This window comes from Yersinia aldovae 670-83 (genome assembly GCF_000834395.1).
Lineage (GTDB): Bacteria > Pseudomonadota > Gammaproteobacteria > Enterobacterales > Enterobacteriaceae > Yersinia > Yersinia aldovae.
The window spans coordinates 1,059,092-1,084,220 of record NZ_CP009781.1 but is presented as its reverse complement, the minus strand read 5'-3'; the positions used below and the strand labels follow the sequence as shown (position 1 = coordinate 1,084,220).

The following is a 25,129-nucleotide window of genomic DNA, read 5'->3' as shown; positions in this document are numbered from 1 at the left end:
AAGCAGAGGTGTTGTATCTCATCGGATACAAATTTAGCGCACGACTTCACCCCCTGTTTTGAGGAGTTTACGGATGTTCACCCAACGTAAAAAGTGGTTATCGGGTGTTGCTGCTGGCCTGTTAATGGCTGCTTCCGTTTCAGCATCTGCTGAAGAAAAAACACTGCACGTTTACAACTGGTCCGATTATATCGCACCGGATACGCTGGCTAATTTCCAAAAGGAGACCGGCATTAAGGTTGTTTATGATGTGTTTGACTCCAACGAGGTGTTGGAGGGCAAATTAATGGCCGGCAGCACCGGATTTGATTTGGTGGTGCCGTCAGCCAGTTTCCTTGAGCGCCAATTGTCGGCCGGTGTATTTAAGCCGCTGGATAAAAGCAAATTATCCAATTACAAAAATCTAGATACAGAGCTGCTGGCATTGGTCAGTAAGCACGATCCGGACAATAAATTTGCTATCCCTTATCTGTGGGCGACGACCGGTATCGGCTATAACGTCGAGAAAGTGAAAGCTGTTCTGGGTCAAGATGCACCGGTAAATAGCTGGGATTTAGTGCTAAAACCAGAAAATCTAGAGAAGCTGAAAAGCTGCGGCGTCTCCTTCCTTGATGCGCCGAGCGAGATTTTTGCCACTGTGCTCAATTACTTGGGCAAAGATCCCAACAGTATTCAGGCCACGGACTACACGGGGCCTGCTACCGAGTTGTTATTGAAATTACGGCCAAATATTCGTTACTTCCACTCGTCACAATATATTAATGATCTGGCTAACGGTGATATCTGCGTCGCTGTCGGTTGGGCAGGTGACATCATGCAGGCTTCTAATCGTGCTAAAGAAGCGAAAAATGGCGTCAATGTGGCCTACAGCATTCCGAAAGAGGGCGCATTGGCGTTCTTTGACGTGTTTGCAATGCCATCTGATGCTAAAAATCAGGATGAAGCCTATCAGTTCCTGAATTATCTGATGCGCCCTGAGGTGATTGCAAATGTGAGTAATCACGTCTTCTATGCTAATGCCAACAAGGCAGCCACGCCGCTGGTAAATGCCGAGGTGCGTGATAATCCAGGTATTTATCCGCCAGCAGATGTGCGGGCGAAAATGTTCACATTAAAAGTCCAAGACCCGAAAATTGATCGCGTGATCACCCGAGCCTGGACAAAAGTGAAAAGCGGTAAATAGCCCATTGCGGGGAATCAGTCATCGGGCGTCAACCTGTTGCTGATAAACGCCGGATGGTGGGTGAAAATCACGGTAGGGGCAGGGAGCGTATCTTCCTGTTCCTGTTTTTTTATTGCGCCGCAGCTTGAATGCGGCCTGTTCTGCTTTTATGGAGAGCGCACTGAGTGAATGATGTCATTACCCGCCCGCAGCCAAAATCCCAGAAGGTGTTTACCCCCTTGCTGGAGATCCGCAACTTAACCAAATCATTTGACGGTCAGGCCGCAGTCGATGATGTCAATTTGACCATCTACAAAGGCGAGATTTTTGCGCTGCTGGGAGCATCAGGTTGCGGTAAATCCACCCTATTGCGAATGTTGGCCGGTTTTGAACAACCGACACAGGGGCAGATCGTGCTCGATGGGCAGGACTTGTCCCATGTGCCGCCTTATCAACGCCCGATCAATATGATGTTCCAGTCTTATGCTCTATTTCCGCACATGACCGTGGAGCAAAATATCGCCTTTGGCTTGAAACAGGATAAATTGCCGTCGGAGGAAATTAAACATCGGGTGGCTGAAATGTTGACGCTGGTACATATGCAAGAGTTTGCCAAACGCAAACCGCATCAGTTATCCGGTGGTCAGCGCCAGCGCGTGGCACTGGCCCGCAGCCTTGCCAAACGGCCAAAACTGTTACTGCTGGATGAACCGATGGGGGCGTTGGATAAAAAACTGCGTGACCGGATGCAACTGGAAGTGGTGGATATTCTGGAACGCGTGGGGGCGACTTGCGTAATGGTGACCCACGACCAGGAAGAAGCTATGACGATGGCCGGGCGCATTGCCATTATGAACCGTGGCAAGTTTGTGCAAATTGGCGAACCGGAAGAGATTTATGAGCATCCGAACAGTAGATTCAGCGCTGAATTTATCGGCTCGGTGAATGTGTTTGAAGGGGTGCTCAAAGCGCGACTGGATGACGCGCTGGTTATCGACAGCCCTGGTTTGCGCCATCCGCTGAAAGTGGATTCTGATGCCTCAGTGGTTGACGGCGTACCGGTGTTTGTTGCCTTACGGCCAGAGAAAGTGATGCTGTGCGAGCAGGTGCCATCCGATGGCTGTAATTTCGCTGTTGGAGAAGTGGTGCATATCGCCTATCTGGGGGATTTGTCCATTTATCATGTGAAATTGCATAGCGGCCAGATGATCAGCGCGCAGCTACAAAATGGTCATCGCTACCGTAAAGGGATGCCGACCTGGGGCGATGAAGTGCAATTATGTTGGGATGCTGACAGTTGCGTAGTTTTGGCTAATTAAGCGCCTTGGGGAGTTAATATCGTGATACCAGAATCTACCGGTGGGGCAGCAAAACCAGCGACCGACACTGTCGGGCCGATTAAGGCGGTAATCCAGCGTTGCCAAATGGCACATGGCCGTAAGCTGGTCATTGCCATGCCCTATTTGTGGCTGTTCTTGTTATTCATGCTGCCATTTTTGATTGTATTCAAAATCAGTCTGGCTGAGATGGCACGCGCAGTTCCGCCTTATACTGACCTGATGACGTGGCTGGACGGCAAGCTGGATATTTCGCTTAATCTTGGCAATTATCTGCAACTGCTTGATGATCCACTGTATATCGATGCTTACCTGCAATCATTGCAAGTGGCGGCGGTATCCACTTTGTGCTGCCTGATTATCGGTTATCCATTGGCATGGGCGATAGCTCACAGCAAGTCATCCACGCGCAATATCTTGTTGCTGTTAGTGATCCTGCCATCGTGGACCTCATTCCTGATCCGGGTTTATGCCTGGATGGGGATTCTGAAAAACAACGGTATTCTAAATAATTTCCTGATGTGGGCTGGGGTTATCGATCAGCCTCTAATCATTTTGCACACGAATCTGGCGGTCTATATCGGTGTGGTGTATTCCTATCTGCCCTTTATGGTGTTGCCAATCTATACCGCGCTGACCCGGTTGGATTACTCATTGGTGGAAGCGGCACTGGATCTGGGTGCCCGGCCATTTAAAACCTTTGTCAGTGTGATTGTACCTTTGACTAAAGGGGGCATTGTCGCCGGCTCGATGCTGGTATTTATTCCAGCGGTTGGCGAGTTTGTCATCCCTGAACTGCTCGGCGGGCCAGATAGCATCATGATTGGCCGTATTCTGTGGCAGGAGTTCTTTAATAACCGAGACTGGCCGGTAGCCTCAGCGGTGGCCACGGTGATGTTGGTGTTGCTGATTGCGCCGATACTTTGGTTCCATAAACACCAAAATAAAGCCCCAGGAGGCGCGGTATGAATCACTTACCGGAAGTACGCTCCGTGTGGCGGCGCGTTATCTTGATTGTCGGGTATACCTTCTTGTATGCGCCAATGCTAATGTTGGTTATCTACTCATTTAACAGCTCAAAGCTGGTTACGGTGTGGGCGGGGTGGTCAATCCGCTGGTATATCGCGTTATTTAATGATTCGGCGATGATATCTGCCGTTGGGCTGAGCCTGACAATTGCGGCCGCTTCCGCTACGATGGCGGTGGTGTTAGGGACTATCGCTGCGGTGGTGATGGTGCGTTTTGGTCGTTTCCGTGGTTCAACCGGCTTTGCTTTTATGCTGACAGCCCCGCTGGTGATGCCTGATGTGATAACCGGCTTGTCGTTGCTGCTGTTGTTTGTCGCAATGGGGCACGCCATTGGCTGGCCCGCAGAGCGCGGTATGTTCACCATCTGGCTGGCACACGTCACTTTCTGTACGGCGTATGTGACGGTGGTGATCAGTTCCCGCCTGCGCGAATTGGATCGGTCTATCGAAGAAGCCGCAATGGATTTGGGTGCGACGCCGCTGAAAGTGTTTTTTGTGATTACCGTGCCGATGATAGCTCCGGCGCTTATTTCAGGCTGGTTATTGGCCTTCACTTTATCATTGGACGATTTAGTGATAGCCAGTTTTGTTGCCGGGCCGGGCGCCACAACGTTGCCGATGCTGGTGTTCTCTAGCGTCCGTATGGGCGTCAATCCAGAGATTAATGCGCTGGCAACACTGATATTGCTGGTGGTCGGGGTTATCGGTTTAATCGCCTGGTGGTTTATGTCTCGTGCGGAAAAGCAGCGGTTGCGTGAATTACGCAAAGCTGCCCGTAGTTGATTGATAATAAATGGCTGATTAGCCCTAAAACTGTTAGGCTTTCATTCTCCTCTAACGCCGCACACCCGTGGCGTTATTGTCAGGGATAACATTAGGTTGCATCACTCCGAGCCAAAAGCCAACAGGGCAGTATGAGATCATTATTTTCATCGGTAGCGTTTTTATCAGCCAACACCACGCCTGTTCCGGTTCTCATCGCAGGCACAGCCATTATTGCCACCCGCATCCTTAGCGTATTGCTATTGGTCGCAACATTGGGCTGGGCGGGAACCGGCGCATTTATCAGTGAGAGCCTACAAAGCTGGGATTTTGGTTTAGTCTTTTTTGCCAGTGTGGTGCTACTGCTGTTAGAAATGGTCTGTGGTGTCGCGGTGTGTTATCGCAAGAACTGGGCGCGCTGGTGCTATCTGGCGTGTCAGGTTATCGTTGTTGTTTATTTATTGATGGCGTCACTGGATTGGTTGTATTTAGATATTTTTCGCATTGAGGGGGATAGCGGTTGCGAAATTTTACATAGTTTACTGCTACACAAAATCCCTGATGTGGTGATTCTCAGCTTGCTCTTTTTCCCCTGGCATCACTATTTCCCTCAGTCAAAATGAGTGTTTAGCCCTGTAGAGTGCTACAATCCGCGCCATAAACAGCTTCGGCTGCAAATCATTTAACGTTTCTGATTATAACGGTCAATATTAATGCATTGCGCACAGTATACGGCGGCGAGCTGCCGTTCCTGCCAGTGGCTGGAAAAACCTTATCCGCAACAACTGGCTGATAAACAGCATCATCTGGAAACGCTGCTAGCGGGCCATACCGTGGCTCAGTGGTTAACGCCGGTTTTTGGCCGTGAAAGCGCTTTTCGCAATAAAGCCAAAATGGTGGTGAGCGGCAGTGTCGAGCGGCCGCTTTTAGGAATGTTGCATCGCGACGGTACCGCTGTTGATTTATGCGCATGTCCGTTGTATCCGGCTAGCTTTACAGTGGTTTTTGCTGTATTGAAAACCTTTATTGCCAGAGCAGGTTTGACCCCCTATAACGTGGCGCGCAAGCGTGGCGAACTTAAATACCTGTTACTGACTGAAAGCACTTACCGCGGTGAGTTGATGCTGCGCTTTGTGTTGCGCTCTGAAACCAAGCTGGCGCAGTTACAAGCGGCATTACCCTGGTTGCAGCAGCAATTGCCGCAACTGGCGGTTATCTCGGCCAATATTCAGCCGGTGCATATGGCAATTTTGGAAGGTGAACAGGAGATCCCGCTGACACAACAGCAGGCGTTGCCAGAGATTTTTAATCAGGTGCCACTGTTTATTCGCCCACAGAGCTTCTTTCAGACTAATCCTCAGGTCGCCGCTTCACTGTATGCGACGGCGCGGCAATGGGTTCGAGAGCTAAATATCAGCAGTATGTGGGATTTGTTCTGCGGGGTTGGCGGTTTTGGTCTGCATTGTGCCACCGCACAGACGCAACTTACCGGTATTGAAATTAGCGCGCAAGCCATTGCCTGTGCGCGTCAGTCAGCGGTTCAACTGGGGTTACAGAATGTCAGCTTTGCCGCGCTGGACTCCACTCGTTTCGCCACTTCAACAGCCCAAGTACCGCAATTAGTGTTAGTTAACCCACCGCGGCGTGGCATTGGTACAGAGCTATGTGACTATCTAAGTAATATGGCACCTGAATACATTCTTTACTCAAGCTGTAACGCCGAAACAATGGCGAAAGACATCAGTTTGTTAGTAGATTACCGCATTGAGCGGGTGCAGTTGTTTGATATGTTTCCACATACTGCGCACTATGAGGCTTTAACCTTACTCATTAAGCGCTAAACCCTTCGTACTTGGCGTTGTACGAACACCCCTGCAACGCCAAGTACGAAGGATATTACTGAGGGAACCACTTATCATTGATGGTTTTGTATGTCCCGTCAGCTTTAATGGCATCAATGGCTTTATTCAGTTTTTCCAGCAAGGCACTATTATCCGGGCGTACGGCAATGCCAAGGCCGGTGCCGAAGTATTGCGGATCGGTCACATGTTCGCCAACTGATGCCAGATCTGGATTGGTTTTCAGCCACTCATTCACAACGGCTGTATCACCAAACACCCCGTCGATACGTCCATTTTTCAAGTCAATAATGGCATTCTGGTAGCTGTCATAAGCCACGGTTTTGATTTCAGGATGCAAATCCTGCAAATATTTTTGGTGCGTGGTGCCATTTTCCATGCCGATCTTCTTGCCTTTCAGGTCAGCAAAAGAGCTGAATTTGCCTTTCGGTGCAATCACAATCGCAGAGTTCGCATAGTAAGGCTGGGTGAATGTCACTTGCTTACTACGCTCTGGCGTGATGTCCATACCGGAAATCACTGCGTCATAGCGTTTGAATTTTAGCGCCGGGATCAAGCTGTCAAACGCCTGATTAGTGAACGTACAGTTAGCGTCCATTTGCTTACATAATGCTTTTGCCAGATCCATATCAAAACCAACAATTTCGTTATTGGCATCCATAAATTCAAATGGCGGATAGGTAGCTGAGGCAGCAAAACGAATCGTCTGTGCGGCAGTTGCGCTGAAAACCATGCCACTTAAAAGGGTCGCCAATAGTAACTTTTTCATGCGTAAGCTCCTGTCTGATTATTTTTAATAAATTGAATTGTTAGTTATTGATTTTATTGTGTCTAATGACTTTATATCGGAGTTCGTTCGGATAACTGATGGAGTTTACATTGCCATTTTATGAATTTATATGCAAGTAATGTGATTAAAAATTTAGTTTTTATTTTTAAGAGATAAAGCGAGGAAATGGTATTTGGTTTGGTTTGGTTTGGTTTGGTTTGGATTTCGGTTGATATTCGTTTTGTACTTATTTGGCCTCCGCAGCCTCAACCGAGCAGGAGGGCAAGCCGGCCCTCCTGCACTTGCGGCTTGCGCGAAATATTACTGCTATTCGCAGTCCCCTCCGGCAGCCGTTGGCCTCATCGAGCCTGCCCAAGCGCGCTTTTCGCGGGCGTTCATGCCCGCACCCTTTGGCGGTTGGTTCATCGGAGATTATGGTAACTCGGTGCTCTAACAACCGAGCCGGATCATCCAATCAGCAATCAGCCGACCCCGATCACTAAATTACCAAGTGATAAAACGCATTTTAATTCCGCCGCTCAAACGCCAATGCTCTGCGCTCCACCACCCGCATAAACAGTGTCAGCAAGCCATTTACACCCAGGTAAACAATACCCGCAGCACCAAATACCATGACGTCATAGGTACGGCCATACATCAGTTGGGTGTAACCCATAACCTCCATCAATGTGATGGTGTAAGCCAGTGAGGTACTTTTGAACACCAGCACCACTTCGTTGGAATAAGATGACAATGCGCGTTTAAAGGCGAATGGCAGCAGGATGCGTAACGACTGGGCTTTTGACATCCCCAGCGCTTCACAAGATTGCCACTGACCTGATGGAATGGCTCTAACCGCCCCGTAAAACAACTGAGTGGTATAAGCCGCGCTGTTTAATGCCAGCGCAATCATAGCGCACAACCAAGGTTGTGACAGTAAGCTCCACAACCACGGATACTCACGGATTGACGGAAACTGCCCCGGCCCGTAGTAGATCAAAAAGATCTGCACCAGAAGCGGCGTGCCGGTAAACAGTGTGATGTAAATTTTGACCAGCGGGGTGATAACGGGAGTTTTCAGCGTCAGCACGATGGTAAATAGCAGTGACAACACCAAAGCGACCAGTAAAGACGCGACAGTCAGCGTCAGGCTGGTATGCAACCCTTTCAGGATTTCGGGTAAGTATTCCAGCATCAGGATGGGTTCCGTTCAAAGCGGGTGGTACGGAGTTCAATCCATTTGAGCACATACTGGCTCAACAGGGTTACCACCAGATAGATTGCTGCGGCAATCACATACCAAGTGAAGGGTTCTTGCGTGCGCGTTGCAATACTTTTGGTTTGCAACATCAGATCGTTAACACTGATCAGTGACACCAACGCGGTATCTTTCAGCAAGACTAACCATTGGTTACCCAGGCCCGGCAAGGCATGACGCCACATCTGCGGCATGATCAAACGCAAGAAAATCGCCGTGGTACTCAAACCCAATGCCTGACCCGATTCCCACTGCCCGACAGGCACTGCTTTCAATGCACCACGCAAGGTTTGTGACGCATAAGCGGAGTAGAGCAGGGCGAGGGCGATAACACCGCACAGGAACGGGCTAACCTCGAAATTATCAATATTGAGCTTAATCGGTAGCTCAAACAGATAGAGATTCAACGTGAAGCCGTCCGACAGTCTCATCAACAACTCGGAGGAGCCAAAATAGATAAACAGGACCACCAATATTTCGGGTAGCCCGCGCAAGATAGTGACCCAGCCGGTAGTCAGATAACTGACCATTTTCCAGCGTGATGATTCGCCGACGGCAAATAGCATCGCCAGAACCAAACCGAGGGCCAATGCACAAACGGCAAGGCCGACGGTCATACCGGCGGCGCTTGCTAAAGGTTGAAATTCATTCATGGGTGCTTAGATTACTGCTGGAACCATTTTTTATAAATTGTCTGATAGGTGCCATCTGCCTTAATTTTCGTCAGCGCAGCATCTAACTTACCCTGTAACTCGGTGTTGTTCTGGCGTACCGCAATACCTAAACCGGTACCGAAGTAGTTAGCGTCAGTCACTTTGTCGCCAACAGCCACCAATTGGTCATTTTGCTTCAACCATTCATTAACCACCGCGGTATCACCAAATACTGCGTCCAGACGGCCATTTTTCAGGTCAAGAATGGCATTCTGGTAGCTGTCATAAGGCACTGCGGTAATTTCAGGGTGTTGCTCCATCAGATATTTTTGATGGGTAGAACCATTCTGCATCCCGACACGTTTGCCTTTCAGCGCAGCCAAATCAGCCACTTTGCCCTTTTCAGCAACAAACAGTGCGGAGTTTTCATAGTAAGGCTGGGTGAAAGCCACTTGCTTTAAGCGCTCCGGGGTGATGTCCATTCCGGAGATAACGGCATCAAACCGCTTGAATTTCAGGCTTGGGATCAGGCTGTCAAAAGCCTGATTGGTAAAGGTACATTCCGCTTGCATCTCTTTACATAACGCATTGGCCAGATCGATATCAAAGCCCTGCATTTTATTATTGGCATCGATAAATTCAAATGGTGGATAAGTGGCTTCGGCGGCGAAACGAAGTGTTTCAGCGGCAGATGCGGACAAACTAACCGTAGCGAGGAGTGCAGCAATTATTAATTTTTTCATCGCGAATTCCCAAAATAGATATCAATGTGACAGATAGCTGGCAAAAGCCTCGGTTGTGGGGTGGGTAAAGTGACTCGCGTCGCCTTGTTCCACCACATGACCGTTCTCCATGTAAACCACACGGCTGGCCGTCTTACGGGCGACTTCAACCTCATGAGTAACAATGACCTGCGTGATACCCGTACCGGCCAACTCGCGGATAATACTGACGATTTGTGCGGTAATTTCCGGGTCAAGTGCCGCGGTCGGTTCATCAAATAATAGAACCTGAGGCTCCATCATCAATGCCCTGGCAATCGCCACGCGTTGTTGTTGGCCCCCGGAAAGATGTAGAGGAAAACGATCCGCAAAATCAGTTAAACGCAGACGCGTTAGCAGTTTCTGCGCACGCGCCATCGCTTCATCTTTTGACAGACCCAGCACGCGGCAAGGGGCTTCAATCAGATTTTGTACCACCGACAGATGCGGCCAAAGATTATATTGCTGGAAGACCATCCCCACGTTTTGGCGCAATTCACGAATCGCCTTTGCGCCCGGAGCTTGAGTAAAATCAAAGTGATTACCCGCTATTTGCAATGTCCCTGAACGGGGCATTTCCAGGAGGTTAAGCACGCGTAGCAATGAGCTTTTACCCGCGCCGCTTGGCCCTAATAATACTAAGGTTTCGCCAGCCGGACAGTCTAATGTAATGTCGAACAGCGCCTGATGTACGCCGTAGTAACAGTTAATTCCGTTAAGTTGAATACTCATGCGCCAAATCTGAATAGCCAATGATGCGGTGAATGGTAACTTCCGCGGCATACTTATGCAATCTTTGTGCGTTAAAATTTATTAATAACCCGCATCGGTTGCAAAAAACAGCATAACATTTGGATTTGAATACTATCAGAGGGAATTTGTCATGCGATGAATTAATCTGACAGAGCAATCGCAGTAATGGGTTAAAAAACAACCAAAAAGAGAATCTGTTTGTAAATCAAAGAGTACCGGTTTACTGGAACAAAACCGGTACATATCCGTCATTTTTCAAATCGTAGGTGTGCGTTAGTGAGCACTCAATAGCTGGCGCAGGCTATTGGCAGGGGCGGAAACCCCCATAAAGCGGATGTCATCCACGACCCAGCAGGTGCCTTCACGCACCATGACCACTTCATCCTGCCACATCACCGCCTGACCGCCAGCGCTCTGATGAGTCAGATTGACGCGTAGTGGAATATTGCGCGCATCGGTATTAGGAATGGTTGAAGCGCTGGCAACATCGGCACTGGTACTGCCTTCACGCAGGCTGGTGAAGATATCACCGTTGATCATTTTAGTTTTATTCACCTGATTAGGTGCGCTGGCCTGTTTTCTGGCGGCCTGAATATCTTGATACAGCGCCTGGCTCAGATAAGGCCGAAATTGGGCTGACAGATTGTCATCGGGTAAGCCATTCAAACCGCCAATCTGTTGAATCCGTAAGTCATAGAATTTTTGCGCGACAGTATCCGGGCCACCTTCAATACAGGGGCCACTACGTGTCCCGATATCCTTAAAAGCGGGATCGACAGTGCTGGTACAGGCGCTAAGAAGAAATACGAGAGGAAGTGCCAAGGCAATATTTTTCTTTTTCATATGATGACCTTAAAGGAATCTGCCATGAAAGTTATTTCAGTATATACCCGAAGTCATCAGAGTTGCAGTCGGTCAGTAAATAAACCATTTCTGCTAATTATACTTGGCACCTCTATTCTTACTTATAATTCTGTTTTACTTCGCACAAAGCTTACCGTGCTCTTTCAGCCAACGCGCGGTGCGGATAATACCTTCATCTAATGAAACTATTGGGCGATAACCTAATTCTTGCTCGGCGCGGCGGGTATCCAGTGTCAGATCAAAATTGAGTTTAGCCACGCCATAATGCGTCAGTACCGGCTCTTTTTCCGCTTTATTGCTCAGCTTTTCCATCGCGCGGGCCATAATATCCATCATCGGATAGGGGACTGAGCGAATACGACAAGGCATACCCAGCTCGTCGAGCAGATGCTGCACGATAGTGCGTAACGGACGGGGCTGCTGGTTGGTAATGTTATAAGCGCGGCCCGATGGTGTATTCTGGCTCTGCGTTGCCAGCCACATGGCATGTACCGCATTTTCCAGATAAGTCATATCCACCAGTGCATTACCGCCGCGCGGCAGCAGCAGGGTGCCATAATATTTAATCATCTGGAGCAGGCGCGGTAGCATCACTTTGTCATGGGGACCGAACAGGCCCTGCGGGCGCAGAATAGTGAAATGTGTTTGTGGGTTTGATAATGCCAGTTGATGAATGACTTCTTCACCCGCCGCTTTGCTGCGGGCAAATTCATTGGCAAAGCGCGCCGGCCGGAAATCTTCCTGAATATTACGATGGTGGTGATAATCAAAATAAATAGCCGGTGAGGAGATATGAATGAAATTCTCCACGCCATAGGCCGCCGCCCATTCTCCTAAGCGGCGGGTAGCACGCACGTTTGCCTGATCAAACGCCAGTTCGGTCCCCCACGGTGAGGTGAAACTGGAGCAATGCCATAAGGTATCGACATCCATCAACATGGCTTTTGCTTGTGAGGAAACCAGATTCGTCAGATCCGCATGAACAAATTCAGCGCCTATTTTCGTCAATAATGCGCCCATCGCCTGATTACGACCTGCGGCGATCACTTTGATCTCCCGACGACGGAGATATTCAACGGCATTACGGCCTAATCCACTGGTTGCGCCGGTGACCAATACCTTCATAGCGAATTCGGTTCCCACCAAAAATCAGAATGCTAGCGCCTGTAATCATTCGCTCAGCAAATAATATGCCATTCTTCCGTGAAATGATTCGCTATGCAATCAGAATCCCCTGCTTAGGTGAATTTGCCGCGTTATTCATCATTCTTATGAGCGCGCTCACGGTCATATTGTACCGCCAGTGTGGCGATGCGTTTCGCCATACCCCGGAAAATAAACAGATGTGCTGGCATCATCACAAACCAATATAGCAACCCGCTGAAACCAGCAGGATGCCACCAGGCTCGCACGTCTAAGCGGCGACAGCCGCCCAGCTCGGTGATGGTAAAGGTTAAGCGGCCCAAGCCAGGTGCTTTCATGCCAAACATCATTGCCAGTTGGCGTAACGGTTTGATGGTAATCACTTTCCAGCCATCAATCAGGTCACCCAACTCAAGGTTTTCGCGCTCTGGACGGCCATATACCACGCCACCACCGGCGATATCATCCATCCAGGCGCGGGTTTTCCACAGTGCATTACCGTAGAAGTAACCTTCTTTACCGCCTATTTGCTGCACCACATGCCACAGCGCTTCGCTGGAGGCCGCAGTTGAGAGCTGGCAACCGGCCTGTTTCGGATAGAAGCCGTAACCGGGCCGCCAGCGCGCGCGTGCCTCAGGGTCATAACCCCAGTCAGCGGAGTCCACCACTTCATCTTCACGGCGCAGCGTTTCTTTAACGGCATCGTCAAAACTGATCAGCGTTTGTGGAATAAGCGCTTGTAGTGGTTGGCCATCGGCAGGCAAATCGTGATTTAGACCTTCAATCAGTGCGCTGGCAATCGGCGTGGGCACCGAGGTGACCATATTGATGAAATAGACCGAGATGAAGCGCGTTGGCAGTGGGATGGGGATCAACCAGCGCCGCTTGCCACTGATCGCGATAAAGCGTTCAAACATCGTTTGATAGCTAATATACTCTGGCCCCGCGACATCAAAAACCCGATGATCTGGCGCTGGATGGTTGAGTATTTCAGTCAGATAAACCAGCAGATTTTCCAGTGCCACCGGTGAGGATTTAGAGCGCACCCAGCGGGGCGGTGTCAGGATTGGCAGGTTATAAACCATGTCACGCATCACTTCAAACGCGGCAGAACCGGGGCCGACGATAATACTGGCGCGCAGTTCCGTTACCGGAATACCGCTTTGACGCAGCAGTTCACCCGTTAGCTTGCGCGCAATCAGATGCGATGAGCTGCTATCGGTTGGCTGTAATGCGCCAAGATAAATAATCTGTTTTAGTGATGACGGCTCGGTGGCGGCAATTTGTGCCAGCGCGGCTTTCATATTGTTGGCAGCAATGCGCTCTTGCTCAATTAAATCTTGGCCTTCCCCCATGCCGTGTACCAGATAATAAACGACATCAATGTCCTGCAAAGCGGCACTGAGGGTCGCGGGCTGATAAAGATCGGCAAAGCGGCAGGTGACATCTGGCCACTGCTGCTCTTGCAGCCACTCGATACGGCGTGCGGCGGCAGTGACATGATGGCCTTGCTGACTTAACAGCGGGACCAGGTGTTGGCCGATATAACCACTGGCACCTAATACCAGTATCCGTTGCGGTGTCATGAGCGTTGCTCTATCAAAAACTCACGCCATAGCGCCACCACTTTTTCCAGGCTCTGGCGGCTGATATTCATGTGAGTCAATATGCGGGTGATCGGGCCGGCGCTGATAAGTATCCCGTGTTGTTGCATCCACGGGCCAAGTTTGGCTGCATTTTCAGCCGATTGCTTAATATACAACACGTTAGTTTGCGCCCCCGGAGCCACTATCTCGATATCCAGTGCGCGTAATTGCGCCTCCAGCCATAAGGCGTTGTCGTGATCGTCTTTCAGCCGCGTGACATTGTTTTGCAACGCATATAGCCCGGCTGCCGCCAGAATACCGGCCTGACGCATACCGCCACCGGTCATTTTGCGCCAGCGACGGGCGCGTTGGATGTATTCAGCGCTGCCACACAACAGGGAGCCTACCGGCGCGCCTAACCCCTTAGAGAGGCAAATTGTCAGGGTGTCGCAATATTGGCTTATCTCGCTCAACGGGACATTCAGCGCTACCGCCGCATTGAAAATACGTGCGCCATCAATATGTAGCGCCAGTTTCTTCTCGCGGGTCAATGCCCACGCCTGCTGTAAATAACTCAGTGGTAACACTTTGCCACTGTGGGTATTTTCCAGGCTTAACAAGCGTGTTTGTGCGAAATGAATATCATCGGGTTTGATGGCGGCCAGCACTTTATCCAGTGGCAGGGTGCCATCATCATTGGCATCAATAGGTTGTGGTTGGATGCTACCAAGTACAGCGGCACCGCCGGCTTCATACAGATAATTATGCGCTTTCTGGCCGACAATATATTCTTCACCACGTTGGCAGTGGGTCAACAGTGCCACCAGATTGGCCTGGGTACCGCTTGGCAGGAACAATGCCGCCGCTTTCCCTGATAGCCTTGCAGCTTCAGCTTCCAGTTGGTTAACCGTAGGATCATCACCGTACACATCGTCGCCGACATCGGCATTGGCCATAGCGTTGCGCATTGCAGCGCAGGGTTGGGTTACTGTGTCACTGCGTAAGTCAATCAGCATAGTTTTCTCATGATCAGAATAAGAAGAGATTATTCATCATAACCAGATTGGTAAAACAAGAAAGGCGTGAGAGATATTATTTATGTATATGGCGAATAATATCTATCTTGTTAATCGATAATAAATAAAGAGTACGATTATTGACTGATTTATTAGGACTTTTCTCGACTGGCATAAACTAAAGCAGGAGCCGCGTTAATTTTCCCCTGACATCTTCCTCGCTCATCGGCAAAGAAGCGTGCTGCCAATTTGCTGGCATCGGCGTAATCCAGTAAGGCGAAGCCATATTGTTGTAAGACTTTTTCCACCTCTGTGGCGGCGATACCGAAAGTCCATTTTTCACCAATCCTGCGCACGCAATCAACACTCTCTTTTACGCCATAGCCAGCCTCATCGCCGCCAAATAGTATCTCTTCAGTGAGCGCATGCTGATTAACAAAATCAAAGATAATTTGGCTGCCGTCACTGCTATAGTCACTTATCGCGTTAAACAGGTTTTTAACGTGTGCGGGTTCCAGATACATCAGCAACCCTTCCAGTAAAAACAGGCATTTATCACCAGTTTGCAACGGGATCTGCGCGAGTGCATCCGACAGATTTTGCTGGTTAAAGTCAATGGGTAAAAATCGTAAATTGCTGGGTGGGGTGATATCGCATTCGGCAAGTTTTTTTATTTTATGCTGCTGCATCAGGGGCCGGTCAATTTCATAAACCAGGCTGTGTTGCAGAGCAGGGTAAAAACGAATAGCCCGCGAGTCATATCCCGCACCCAGAATAAATATTTTGCTAAAGCGCCCAGCGGTCTTCTTGACAATATCATCAATAAATCGGGTTCGGGCCACGATATATTCATAAATACCGGGTGCCGTGGCGAAATTAGCACTCTCGTCGCCCAGCAGAAAGGCTTTTTGCTGCAGGGAGAAAGGGGAGTGGAACGACTGACTCAGAATCACGGCCACATAGTCGTCAGTTTTAAATAATGGCCTTTTTTCACCATAGGATTTTGCTCTGAGTAAACAGGTTAATTCTGCGGTTGCTGAAAACCCTGGTTTGGCTTGTTTTGTCATGGAGGCACCACGATGATGATAATCAGTCAATAATAACTCTACGCGCCTATTTTATATTTGGCTGCCTGGTCAGTATAAAATGCCGCCTATACCACATAATTAGTGTGGCTAATTGCATTCCAAGCCGCGTAGGGGAAGAAACAATGAAAATGGCCAACTCACCACTTTCATTACTCATATCTGGTCATTGATAGTGTATTTGCTATCAGCGCAACCAGTTAGTTTTTGCCAGTTCAACTACTTCATCACCTCGACCATTGATAATAGCTCGGAGCATATACAGGCTGAATCCTTTAGCTTGTTCAAACTTAATTTGTGGCGGCATTGACAGCTCTTGTTTGGCGGTGATCACATCCACCAATACCGGCCCTGGATGAGCAAATGCGCTTTCCAGTGCCGCGTCCAACTCAGAGGCTTTTTCTACCCGAATCCCTTTGATACCCGCGGCATTGGCGATAGCGGCAAAATCCGGATTATGTAAATCAGTGCCATCAGTCAGATAACCGCCTGCCTTCATTTCCATCGCGACAAATCCCAGCACGCTGTTATTAAACACCACAATTTTCACCGGCAATTTTAGCTGCGCCAGGGTGAGAAAATCCCCCATCAGCATGGTGAAACCGCCATCACCACATAAGGCGATAACTTGCCGCTCCGGTGCGGTTGCCTGCGCACCAATGGCTTGTGGCATGGCATTAGCCATCGAACCATGATTGAACGATCCCAATAGACGGCGCTTGCCGTTCATTTCCAGATAGCGGGCGGCCCACACCGTTGGCGTACCGACATCGCAGGTGAAAATGGCATCATCTGTGGCGTGGCGGCTGATTTGTTGTGCCAGATATTGTGGATGGATGGGCTGGTTATCATTTGCCGTGGCTAATCCATCCAGATCTTTGCGCGTCGTTCGATAATGATCGAGCGCTTTTTGCAAAAATGTATTGTCAGTTTTGGCCGCCAGTTGCGGCAGTAATGCGCTGAGAGTGGTTTTGATATCGCCTACCAGTGCCATATTCACTGCGCAGTGAGCACCGAGACTGCCGGGATTGATATCAATTTGAATGATATTGGCGTGAGTCGGATAAAAGGCACGGTAAGGGAATTGGGTTCCTAACAAAATCAGCGTGTCGGCATTCATCATCGCATGATAACCGGAGGCAAAACCAATCAGCCCGGTCATGCCAACGCTGTAAGGATTATCCCACTCAATATGTTCTTTGCCGCGCAGGGCATGTACCACTGGGGCTTGCAGGATTTCTGCCAGTTTCACCACTTCATCATGGGCATCAGCACAGCCGCTACCACACATCAGCGTGATGTTTTTGGCTTTATTCAGCGTTTCAGCCAATACATTCAGCTCACTCATTATGGGCTGAATTAACGGCAATTTCGGCGTCTGCCACAGGATACCGGCATCTTCAGGCGCGGCTTGTAACGCCACATCACCCGGCAGGACTATCACCGAAACGCCACGGTTAAGAATCGCTTTGCGCATGGCGATTTCCAGCACGCGCGGTAACTGTTCAGGATTGGAGACTAACTCGCAATAGTGGCTACATTCGCGAAATAGCTCCTGCGGATGGGTTTCCTGAAAATAACCACTGCCAATCTCACTGGAGGGAATATGTGCGGCAATGGCCAGCACCGGAACATGGTTACGGTGGCAATCAAATAAGCCGTTGATTAAATGCAGGTTACCGGGGCCGCAAGAACCGGCGCATACCGCCAACTGCCCGGTGAGCTGTGCTTCAGCACCTGCGGCAAACGCCGCAACTTCTTCATGGCGGGTACCCATCCATGCGATGGTAGCCATTCGATGCAAGCTATCACTCAGGCCATTGAGTGAGTCACCGGTGACTCCCCAAATACGTTTGACGCCTGCTTGCTCCAACGTTTTTGCGACCAATGTTGCCACAGTTTGCTTCATGATTGTTCCCTCAAGGATTAATGGTGATTTATTATTCTATGAGGTCAAAGTATGGCGGGTTTGATGATAATTGCCCCATTGCTCGTTATGGGGCGATAAAACGTCATCAAGCTAACTGCACATCACCCTGAAGCTGGCAGCTACAGGCCAGAACATAGCCCTGCGCGATTTCTTCGGCGCTGAGCGTCATGGTGCTGGTGGTGGTGTACTCACCGTGCAAAATGCGGGTTTTGCACGAGCCGCAAACCCCTGCGCGGCAGGCAGCCATCACGGGCACTTTGTGTTGTTCTAAGGCAAATAGCAGTGACGTACCTACCGGGACTTTGACGCTGCGCAACGGGCGGCTGATGGTCATTGTTAATTCATTACTGGTATCAATGGTTTCATCTGCGGTGCGGAACTGTTCTTTTTGGAAATGAGTTGCTGGAACTGATTGCTCACGGCAATATTCCTCCACCCAATTCATATAAGGGGCCGGGCCACAGGTCATCACCCGGCGCTGGGCAATGTCTGGCGCGACGTGCTGCATTATCTGGTCATTAATTCTACCTGCGGTAAACCCGTCAGTTGCCTCTGATTCTGCCATCAATGTGAGCTGCAATTGTTGTGGATAGCGCTGCAACAAGTTTTGCCAAACCGCTGCAAAAATCACATCCGAGGGCGTGCGCACATTAAATATCACCCGAATATCAGCCTGTGGGCGCTGTGCTAATAAGGCGCGGCACATCGACATGATTGGCGTTACACCACAACCGGCGGCCAGCATCAGGTAGCGGTCGTCATCGGCAGCCGCGCAGGTAAACTCGCCTTGAGCCGCAGAAAGCCACAGATAGTCGCCCACCTTGACTTGCTGAGTGAGCCAGCGTGATCCTTCGCCATCGGCTAAACAGCGTACCGTCAGTTGGATAAAAGGGCTTAAGCCCGGAGTGGAGGAAAGCGTATAAGCTCGCAGTGTTTCATCACTGTTACGAATACTAACCAGCGCGTATTGCCCTGGCAGATAAGGGTAAAAATCATGATTAATCAGCCGCAGACTCCAGACATCCGGCGTTTCTTGCACAATGGAGTGAACTTGCATTCGGTTAGGGCACAGCGCGGTAGGGCAGTCGGTTGGGATAAAATCAGTCATCAAAGCCTCACAATGAATCAGGTCATTCTCTGAATTTGTCATGGGTAAACATCGCGATAAAAGCCCGGCTGGCAGCAAAACGCCGTTTTCGCCGGGCGGCAATAAGTGAAAAATAGCAGTATCAGATGAATTAATTACCCAAAATTGCGTTGATATCCTGCTCTACCGTGGTGATTGGCCGCATCCCAAATTTCTCATACAGAATGTTCATCAGGTTGTCGGTCAGGAAGCCCGGCGCTGTCGGGCCGGTATAAATATTTTTCACCCCTAATGACAGCAGCGTGAGCAGAATGACGATGGCTTTTTGCTCAAACCACGACAACACCAAGCTCAGCGGCAAGTCATTAACGCTACAACCCAGTTTCTCAGACAATTTTACCGCCAGCATAATGGCCGCGTAGGCATCATTACATTGGCCGACATCCAGCAGTCGTGGCAAACCTTCCAAAGTACCGAAATCCAGTTTATTGAAGCGGTATTTGCCACAAGCCAGTGTCATGATGATGCAATCTTGCGGCACACTGCGGGCAAAATCGGTGAAATAGCTACGTTCTGTGCGGCTGCCATCACACCCCCCCACCAGAAAGACATGGCGCAGTTTTTTGCTGGCGACCAAATCAATCACCGTGTCTGCCGCATTCAGCAGTGTCTGACACCCAAAACCGACGGTAATCAGATGTTCCAGTTCGTTGTACGGGAAGCCCGCCATCCCCAATGCTTGCTCAATCACGGGCGCGAAATCTTCACCGTCCAAGTGATTAACGCCCGGCCAGCCAACAATACTGCGAGTCCAGATGCGGTCGCCGTAATTGCCTACGTTGGGATCAATAATGCAGTTAGATGTCATCAGGATCGGGCCGGGGAATTTGGCGAATTCAGTTTGCTGGTTTTGCCAGCCACTGCCATAGTTACCCACCAGATGCGGGTAGCGCTTCAATTCAGGATAGCCGTGAGCAGGTAACATTTCGCCGTGAGTATAAATATTGATGCCACTGTCCTGAGTCTGCTCCAGCAGCATGTGTAAATCTTTCAGGTCATGGCCGGAAATCAGAATAGCTTTACCTGCGACCGGGCGCACATTAACCGCTGTCGGTTGTGGGTCACCATAGGCTTGGGTTTCGCCGTGGTCCAGAATGGCCATCACATTGAAGTTCATTTTGCCGATACCCATCGCGTTGTTGAGCAATGTATCAACGTCACGCGGTTGCGTACCCAGCCAGGCCATGTATGCGTGATAATCGGCATAAATCTGCTCATCAAACTGGCCCAGCACATGGGCATGTTCCATATAGGCCGCAGCCCCTTTCAGGCCATACAAACACAACATGCGCAGGCCATGAATATCATCGCCAACGTCAGCTTTATCGCTATTGAGTGCAAACTGCTGTGACTGTTGTTGCAGGATAGAGATGTCATCGGACTGCAATTGCAGTTCAGCCAACGGGTGAGCGACCGTGATGGTGCTATCGAGCAAGCGACAGCGAATAGCCAGCGACTGACGCAGCAAAATGGCTTCTTTGGCATAACCGACGATACGATCAGAATCGAAGTTCACATTGGTCAGCGTCGAGAAAAAAGCTCTGGGTGCAAAGCTATCAATTTGGTGATCGACAATACCCAACTCGCGGGCGGTCAATGCCCAGGCCGAAAGGCCCTGCAACACGGCGACCAGTAAGTCTTGCAAATCGGAGGTTTCGGCGGTTTTTCCGCACATTCCCTGCGCATAAGAGCAGCCGTTGCCAGCAGGAGTTCGGATGGTTTGTTCACATTGCACACAGAACATAATTATTTCCTTTTTAAAGTTGCATTTATAATGCTTGTTTAAGAGCATAGAGGCGCGTGATGGGTTTAAAAAGGCTTTTCTAATGCAATTTTAACTTGTTTTGATTTGGCGCAAGTTTCGCTGCGAATGAGAATTTATTCAGTTTTGGCAAAGGGGAGGGCAGCGAGCCGGTCAGCTCACTGCGATATGAGATATTTAGGAGAAGAATGCGATCAATACCGGAGCCAACAAACTCAATAAGAAGCCATGCACAATAGCCGCAGGAACCATCTCTAACCCACCACTGCGTTGCAATACCGGCAGGGTGAAGTCCATTGAGGTCGCGCCACATAAGCCCAGTGCGGTTGAGCGGCTGCTGCGAACCAGTGTGGGAATGAGCATGATTGCGACTAATTCACGGGCTAAATCATTGAAGAATGCTGCGCTACCAATAATTGGCCCGAATGCATCGGTTAATAAAATACCTGACAGCGAATACCAGCCAAAGCCTGAAGCCATCGCCAGCCCGGTTTTAACCGGTAACCCGATCAATACAGCGGCGAGCACACCGCCAGCCAGCGCACTGAGTGCTACCACAAAGGCCACAATGGTACCACGGCGATTTAATACTATCTGGCGCAGTGTCATGCCGCTGTTACGTAATTGAATACCGACTAAAAATAGCAGGAAAATCAGTGCCATTTCACTGCCTTTCGCCGCAAATTGTAACCACTCCCACTGGGTTAAGCCCAACAGAAAGCCCACAATGACTACGCCGCACAGTTTCAGTGATTCCAGCGCCATATGCACCCGAGACGGCAATGCTTCCTGACGATGGGTGTTCTTCCACGGAATTTTGCGTTCGAGTAAAAATAAGGCCAACAAATTGGCGCAAAAAATACACAGAAAAAAGACGCCGGTATACTGAAAAATAAGTAGCAGGTTAGCGCTGAGGTTTTCCAGAAATGCCAGGCTGATGCCCATAAAAAATAAAATAACGTAGACCATCCAGCTAAGTAAGCGATTGATCAATTGAATGAGTGATTTGCGGCTAAGTGGAATTAGATAACCAATAATTAACGGCAAAAGAATGATCAGCAATCCTGAATACACGAGTTGTACCGTCCTATACCCTTCGTCATTGACGTGGCTGCTGTGTTAGCGGCACTTGTTACTCGGTGCAAACAACGTTCAAAAATGGTTTATAACCAATTTGTCATGCGTTTGCTGCCTGGCTGTAACGTCAATAACGTTGGGGATCATAAGCAGATGAATAATGGGCTGTGGCGCAATAAGCTATCTAAAATCAAGGTAAGAGTAAAGTAGCTCGCGGGTGTCACGCTACTTGAGCCATAAGGTTTTTTCCCTTTGGCTTCAAGACAATCGACTATGATTGCTGACTCAACAGTGTTATCTGTAGTAGCAGTATGAATGAATTATACCCTTCGCCCTTGAAGCTGTAGGGTTGCTAGCTGCGCGCACTTACCGAATCACTAAACCCGTTGCTGGCAGCCTACCTGCAACTTCAATGACTTTGGGTATAGCATTGGAGGCATAACATGTATCTTGAACGCGTAGATATTGTCGGTTTTCGCGGTATTAATCGTATTTCATTGAGCCTTGACGACAATACCGTATTAATCGGTGAGAACGCTTGGGGTAAATCCAGTTTATTAGATGCCCTCACTCTGCTTTTGTCCCCCGAACCTCAGCTTTATCATTTTACGGCACAGGATTTTTATTATCCGGCAGGGGATGAGCGTGCTAAGGAGCGTCATCTACAGGTTATTTTTACTTTTTGCGAGAAAGACATCGGTCATTGGCGTGCTCCGCGTTATCGGCAATTGGCCCCGTTATGGAGCCAAAGTGATGATGGCCTGCATCGTATTTATTATCGTGTTGAAGGTGAATTGGCAGATGATGATACCGTGTGTACCTGGCGAACCTTCCTTGATATAGCAGGGCTACCGCTGGCATTACATGATATTGAAAAATTGGCGCGTGCGGTTATTCGCATCCACCCGGTTCTACGCTTGCGAGATGCCCGTTTCATGCGTCGCCTACGCAGTTCGACCGCTGAAAATAGCCAGAAACCAGATAAAGCCGCCTTGAACCAGCAGTTAGATCAGCTCAGCCGCCAGTTGGTTCGTAACCCGCAAAAACTGACCAACACCGAGTTGCGCCAGGGGCTGGAGGCGATGCGTCAACTATTGGAGCACTACTTTGCCGAGCTTGGAACGCAATCACCGGGTCTGCATAACCACCGTTACCGGCAGCAACCCGATCGTGAAGCCTGGCAGGCTTTAGATAACATCAACCGCATGGTGGCTGAGCCTAATAGTCGGAGTATGCGTTTGATTCTACTTGGGATGTTTTCTACGTTGCTGCAAGCAAAAGGGTCATTAAGCCTTGATCCTCACGCCCGCCCGCTGTTGTTGGTAGAAGACCCGGAAACCCGCCTACACCCAATTATGTTGTCTGTCGCTTGGGGGCTACTCAGTCAGTTGCCACTTCAGCGCATCACCACCACTAATTCTGGCGAACTAGTGTCGTTAGTTCCGATTGAAAGCATTTGCCGGCTGGTGCGTGAATCGGCCAAAGTCGCCACCTACCGTATTGGCCCGCGCGGCATGAGTTCTGAAGACAGCCGCCGAATTGCTTTCCATATCCGCCTCAACCGCCCCTCAGCCTTCTTTGCCCGCTGTTGGCTGCTGGTTGAAGGTGAGACAGAAATATGGCTGCTGAATGAATTAGCGCGCCAGTGTGGTTATCATTTTGAGGCCGAAGGGGTAAAGGTCATTGAGTTTGCACAAAGTGGTTTACGCCCGTTATTGAAATTTGCCAACCGGATGGGGATACAGTGGCATGTCCTGACTGACGGTGATGATGCGGGTAAAAAATACGCCGCCACAGTGCGCAATATGGCGGAGAGTGAGCGCGACTACGAGCGGAACCGCCTCACTATCTTACCCGCGCCGGATATGGAGCACTTTTTGTACCGCGCGGGTTTTGATAAGGTCTATCACCGTATTTCAATGATCCCACCGAATGCCAAAATGCAGCCTCGTAGGGTGATTGAAAAAGCCATACACCGCACCTCCAAACCAGATTTAGCCATTGAAGTGACCAATCAGGCCAGAGACTGGGGAACGGAGTCAATCCCTCCATTGCTGAAAAAAATGTTCTCTCGTGTTGTCTGGCTGGCAAGAGGGCGAGCGGATTAGTGTACTTGATTGACTCCAGCCGTGTGGAAATGCGCGGCTAGCCCACAGTCTAACTGCTCAAGTAGCTGATAGCGGCGACGATATTCGGCCCGTTTTTTACTCGCAATATCTTCGATAGGTTTACGTGCAATCCGGCACGGCAAGTTGAAGTGACCCTCAGCACACTGTTTTGCGCCAAGTGAAAGCCAGAAGCTATCGTAATCGGCATGTAATTTATCTTTCTTTTTAGCCCGGTAGCGCCAGTTCTGATAAATATGCGTGGCATTCCCTACGGCAATAATTTGAGTAATTCCCATCAACTCAGCCAGATTGCAGGCTGCCTCCAATACCAGGCGTTTTGGGAACAGGCCGTGACAAGCTTTGGTGCTGAGATGAATCTCGCTATGGGGAGTGTCAGTGTCCGCACCTTGTAACCCACCAATAAATAACGTTTTTTGTTGCTGGTAATAAAATAGACTGAAAGTGAGCAGTGCCAGATCTTGTTGTTGCTCATTAGTCAGCATCAGCGTAATTTCGCCTTCTTTATTGAGTTTTGGAATAACGCCCAAATAAAGCGAATATTTTTCGCCATTCTTGCCGATAAGTTCAGTCAGTTTATAAGGTGACCGGTGCAAGTAACCCTGACGTAATGACTCCGGGATACATTGATTTATTAGCTCAAAATGATCCTGCAATACACCTAGCTTTTGTCGGTTATTGAAAGTATTTGCCAGATAGGGGCGATGCAATTTACAAGGCAGGTCGGGCTGCGCTTGTAACATGCTGTTTATAAAGGGCTGTTGAGCTAAAGTGCCAAGAAAGTCAAGTGTCAGTTGGGGGCTGATGAGCGTTCTGAGCAGAAATTTAAGTCGAAACCGTAATTCTTGCCATGAGCCACCCAAAGCTTGATGACCTTGGAATAATAAGGCTATTAACCCCCAACGATTAATATTATCAGGGACTGGCGCGGTGTTATCGATCTTATGCATGATTAAGTCCGTTTTCATCGTTCTATTTATTTACAACGCTATTGAACCAAACGGGAACTAAACGGTACGTAAATGCATCTTAGATCCCTGCAGTGGTACGG

Annotated in this window: 22 protein-coding genes; 7 read left to right on the top strand and 15 right to left on the bottom strand. The window is 49.4% G+C overall.

All coding sequences use genetic code 11. The features are described from left to right. Nucleotides 1-73: 73 nt before the first annotated feature. From potF to rlmC, 6 genes are all read left to right on the top strand, one after another. The gene (gene potF, locus AT01_RS05020; RefSeq protein WP_042546323.1) at nucleotides 74-1,183 is read left to right on the top strand and encodes a spermidine/putrescine ABC transporter substrate-binding protein PotF; all 1,110 of its coding nucleotides are present in this window, start codon (nucleotides 74-76) and stop codon (nucleotides 1,181-1,183) included. A 164-nt stretch (nucleotides 1,184-1,347) separates the two neighbouring features. Then, on the top strand, nucleotides 1,348-2,481 hold the full coding sequence (potG, locus tag AT01_RS05015) for a putrescine ABC transporter ATP-binding subunit PotG (protein WP_042546322.1): 1,134 nt from the start codon (nucleotides 1,348-1,350) through the stop codon (nucleotides 2,479-2,481). Between the two features lie 21 nt (nucleotides 2,482-2,502). Beyond that, nucleotides 2,503-3,468, top strand: a complete 966-nt coding sequence (gene potH / locus AT01_RS05010; RefSeq protein WP_042546321.1) for a putrescine ABC transporter permease PotH — start codon at nucleotides 2,503-2,505, stop codon at nucleotides 3,466-3,468. Continuing rightward, on the top strand, nucleotides 3,465-4,310 hold the full coding sequence (potI, locus tag AT01_RS05005; RefSeq protein WP_042546320.1) for a putrescine ABC transporter permease PotI: 846 nt from the start codon (nucleotides 3,465-3,467) through the stop codon (nucleotides 4,308-4,310). Before potH ends, potI begins: the two co-directional genes overlap by 4 nt. A gap of 131 nt (nucleotides 4,311-4,441) precedes the next feature. Beyond that, nucleotides 4,442-4,912 carry a YbjO family protein gene (locus AT01_RS05000; RefSeq protein WP_042546319.1) on the top strand — a complete coding sequence of 157 codons (471 nt, stop codon included), beginning with the start codon at nucleotides 4,442-4,444 and terminating at the stop codon, nucleotides 4,910-4,912. Between the two features lie 90 nt (nucleotides 4,913-5,002). Then, a complete protein-coding gene (rlmC, locus tag AT01_RS04995) occupies nucleotides 5,003-6,130 on the top strand; it encodes a 23S rRNA (uracil(747)-C(5))-methyltransferase RlmC (protein WP_042546318.1) in 1,128 nt (375 codons plus the stop codon). A 55-nt stretch (nucleotides 6,131-6,185) separates the two neighbouring features. On the opposite strand, the gene artJ (AT01_RS04990) is transcribed toward rlmC, so the two are convergent. The 14 genes from artJ (AT01_RS04990) to AT01_RS04925 all read right to left on the bottom strand — a co-directional run bounded on the left by artJ (AT01_RS04990) (nucleotide 6,186) and on the right by AT01_RS04925 (nucleotide 21,949). Next, nucleotides 6,186-6,917 carry an arginine ABC transporter substrate-binding protein gene (gene artJ, locus AT01_RS04990; RefSeq protein ID WP_042546317.1) on the bottom strand — a complete coding sequence of 244 codons (732 nt, stop codon included), beginning with the start codon at nucleotides 6,915-6,917 and terminating at the stop codon, nucleotides 6,186-6,188. A 526-nt stretch (nucleotides 6,918-7,443) separates the two neighbouring features. After that, nucleotides 7,444-8,112 carry an arginine ABC transporter permease ArtM gene (artM, locus tag AT01_RS04985; RefSeq protein WP_042546316.1) on the bottom strand — a complete coding sequence of 223 codons (669 nt, stop codon included), beginning with the start codon at nucleotides 8,110-8,112 and terminating at the stop codon, nucleotides 7,444-7,446. After that, nucleotides 8,112-8,828, bottom strand: coding sequence for an arginine ABC transporter permease ArtQ (gene artQ / locus AT01_RS04980; protein ID WP_042546315.1), 717 nt, complete (start codon nucleotides 8,826-8,828; stop codon nucleotides 8,112-8,114). The genes artM and artQ overlap by 1 nt, the downstream gene beginning before the upstream one ends. Before the next feature lie 11 nt (nucleotides 8,829-8,839). Beyond that, complete coding sequence (artJ, locus tag AT01_RS04975) at nucleotides 8,840-9,571, bottom strand: arginine ABC transporter substrate-binding protein (RefSeq protein WP_042546314.1); 732 nt, start codon at nucleotides 9,569-9,571, stop codon at nucleotides 8,840-8,842. A gap of 21 nt (nucleotides 9,572-9,592) precedes the next feature. Continuing rightward, on the bottom strand, nucleotides 9,593-10,321 hold the full coding sequence (artP, locus tag AT01_RS04970; RefSeq protein ID WP_071841564.1) for an arginine ABC transporter ATP-binding protein ArtP: 729 nt from the start codon (nucleotides 10,319-10,321) through the stop codon (nucleotides 9,593-9,595). Between the two features lie 294 nt (nucleotides 10,322-10,615). Further along, nucleotides 10,616-11,185, bottom strand: a complete 570-nt coding sequence (locus AT01_RS04965; RefSeq protein ID WP_042546313.1) for a lipoprotein — start codon at nucleotides 11,183-11,185, stop codon at nucleotides 10,616-10,618. Nucleotides 11,186-11,320: 135 nt separating this feature from the next. After that, entirely contained in the window at nucleotides 11,321-12,331 is a 1,011-nt protein-coding gene (locus AT01_RS04960; protein ID WP_042546312.1) for an NAD-dependent epimerase/dehydratase family protein, read from the bottom strand. A 131-nt stretch (nucleotides 12,332-12,462) separates the two neighbouring features. Next, nucleotides 12,463-13,935 (bottom strand): DUF2867 domain-containing protein, encoded by a 1,473-nt coding sequence (locus tag AT01_RS04955; protein WP_042546311.1) that lies wholly within the window; start codon nucleotides 13,933-13,935, stop codon nucleotides 12,463-12,465. After that, complete coding sequence (gene ltaE, locus AT01_RS04950; protein WP_042546310.1) at nucleotides 13,932-14,951, bottom strand: low-specificity L-threonine aldolase; 1,020 nt, start codon at nucleotides 14,949-14,951, stop codon at nucleotides 13,932-13,934. Before ltaE ends, AT01_RS04955 begins: the two co-directional genes overlap by 4 nt. 152 nt (nucleotides 14,952-15,103) lie before the next feature. Continuing rightward, nucleotides 15,104-16,018 (bottom strand): class I SAM-dependent methyltransferase, encoded by a 915-nt coding sequence (locus tag AT01_RS04945; protein WP_042546309.1) that lies wholly within the window; start codon nucleotides 16,016-16,018, stop codon nucleotides 15,104-15,106. A 205-nt stretch (nucleotides 16,019-16,223) separates the two neighbouring features. Then, entirely contained in the window at nucleotides 16,224-17,945 is a 1,722-nt protein-coding gene (gene poxB / locus AT01_RS04940) for a ubiquinone-dependent pyruvate dehydrogenase (RefSeq protein WP_042546308.1), read from the bottom strand. Nucleotides 17,946-18,051: 106 nt separating this feature from the next. After that, nucleotides 18,052-19,074, bottom strand: a complete 1,023-nt coding sequence (gene hcr / locus AT01_RS04935; protein ID WP_042548499.1) for an NADH oxidoreductase — start codon at nucleotides 19,072-19,074, stop codon at nucleotides 18,052-18,054. A gap of 130 nt (nucleotides 19,075-19,204) precedes the next feature. Further along, on the bottom strand, nucleotides 19,205-20,857 hold the full coding sequence (hcp, locus tag AT01_RS04930; protein WP_042546307.1) for a hydroxylamine reductase: 1,653 nt from the start codon (nucleotides 20,855-20,857) through the stop codon (nucleotides 19,205-19,207). A 195-nt stretch (nucleotides 20,858-21,052) separates the two neighbouring features. After that, nucleotides 21,053-21,949, bottom strand: coding sequence for a lysine exporter LysO family protein (locus AT01_RS04925; protein WP_042546306.1), 897 nt, complete (start codon nucleotides 21,947-21,949; stop codon nucleotides 21,053-21,055). Between the two features lie 446 nt (nucleotides 21,950-22,395). Here AT01_RS04925 and AT01_RS04920 point away from each other — a divergent pair, with 446 nt between their 5' ends. Next, the gene (locus AT01_RS04920) at nucleotides 22,396-24,060 is read left to right on the top strand and encodes an ATP-dependent endonuclease (RefSeq protein ID WP_042546305.1); all 1,665 of its coding nucleotides are present in this window, start codon (nucleotides 22,396-22,398) and stop codon (nucleotides 24,058-24,060) included. On the opposite strand, the gene AT01_RS04915 is transcribed toward AT01_RS04920, so the two are convergent. Next, nucleotides 24,057-25,028 carry a VirK/YbjX family protein gene (locus AT01_RS04915; RefSeq protein WP_042546304.1) on the bottom strand — a complete coding sequence of 324 codons (972 nt, stop codon included), beginning with the start codon at nucleotides 25,026-25,028 and terminating at the stop codon, nucleotides 24,057-24,059. The two genes, AT01_RS04920 and AT01_RS04915, sit on opposite strands and share 4 nt — an antisense overlap. Nucleotides 25,029-25,129 lie beyond the last annotated feature (101 nt).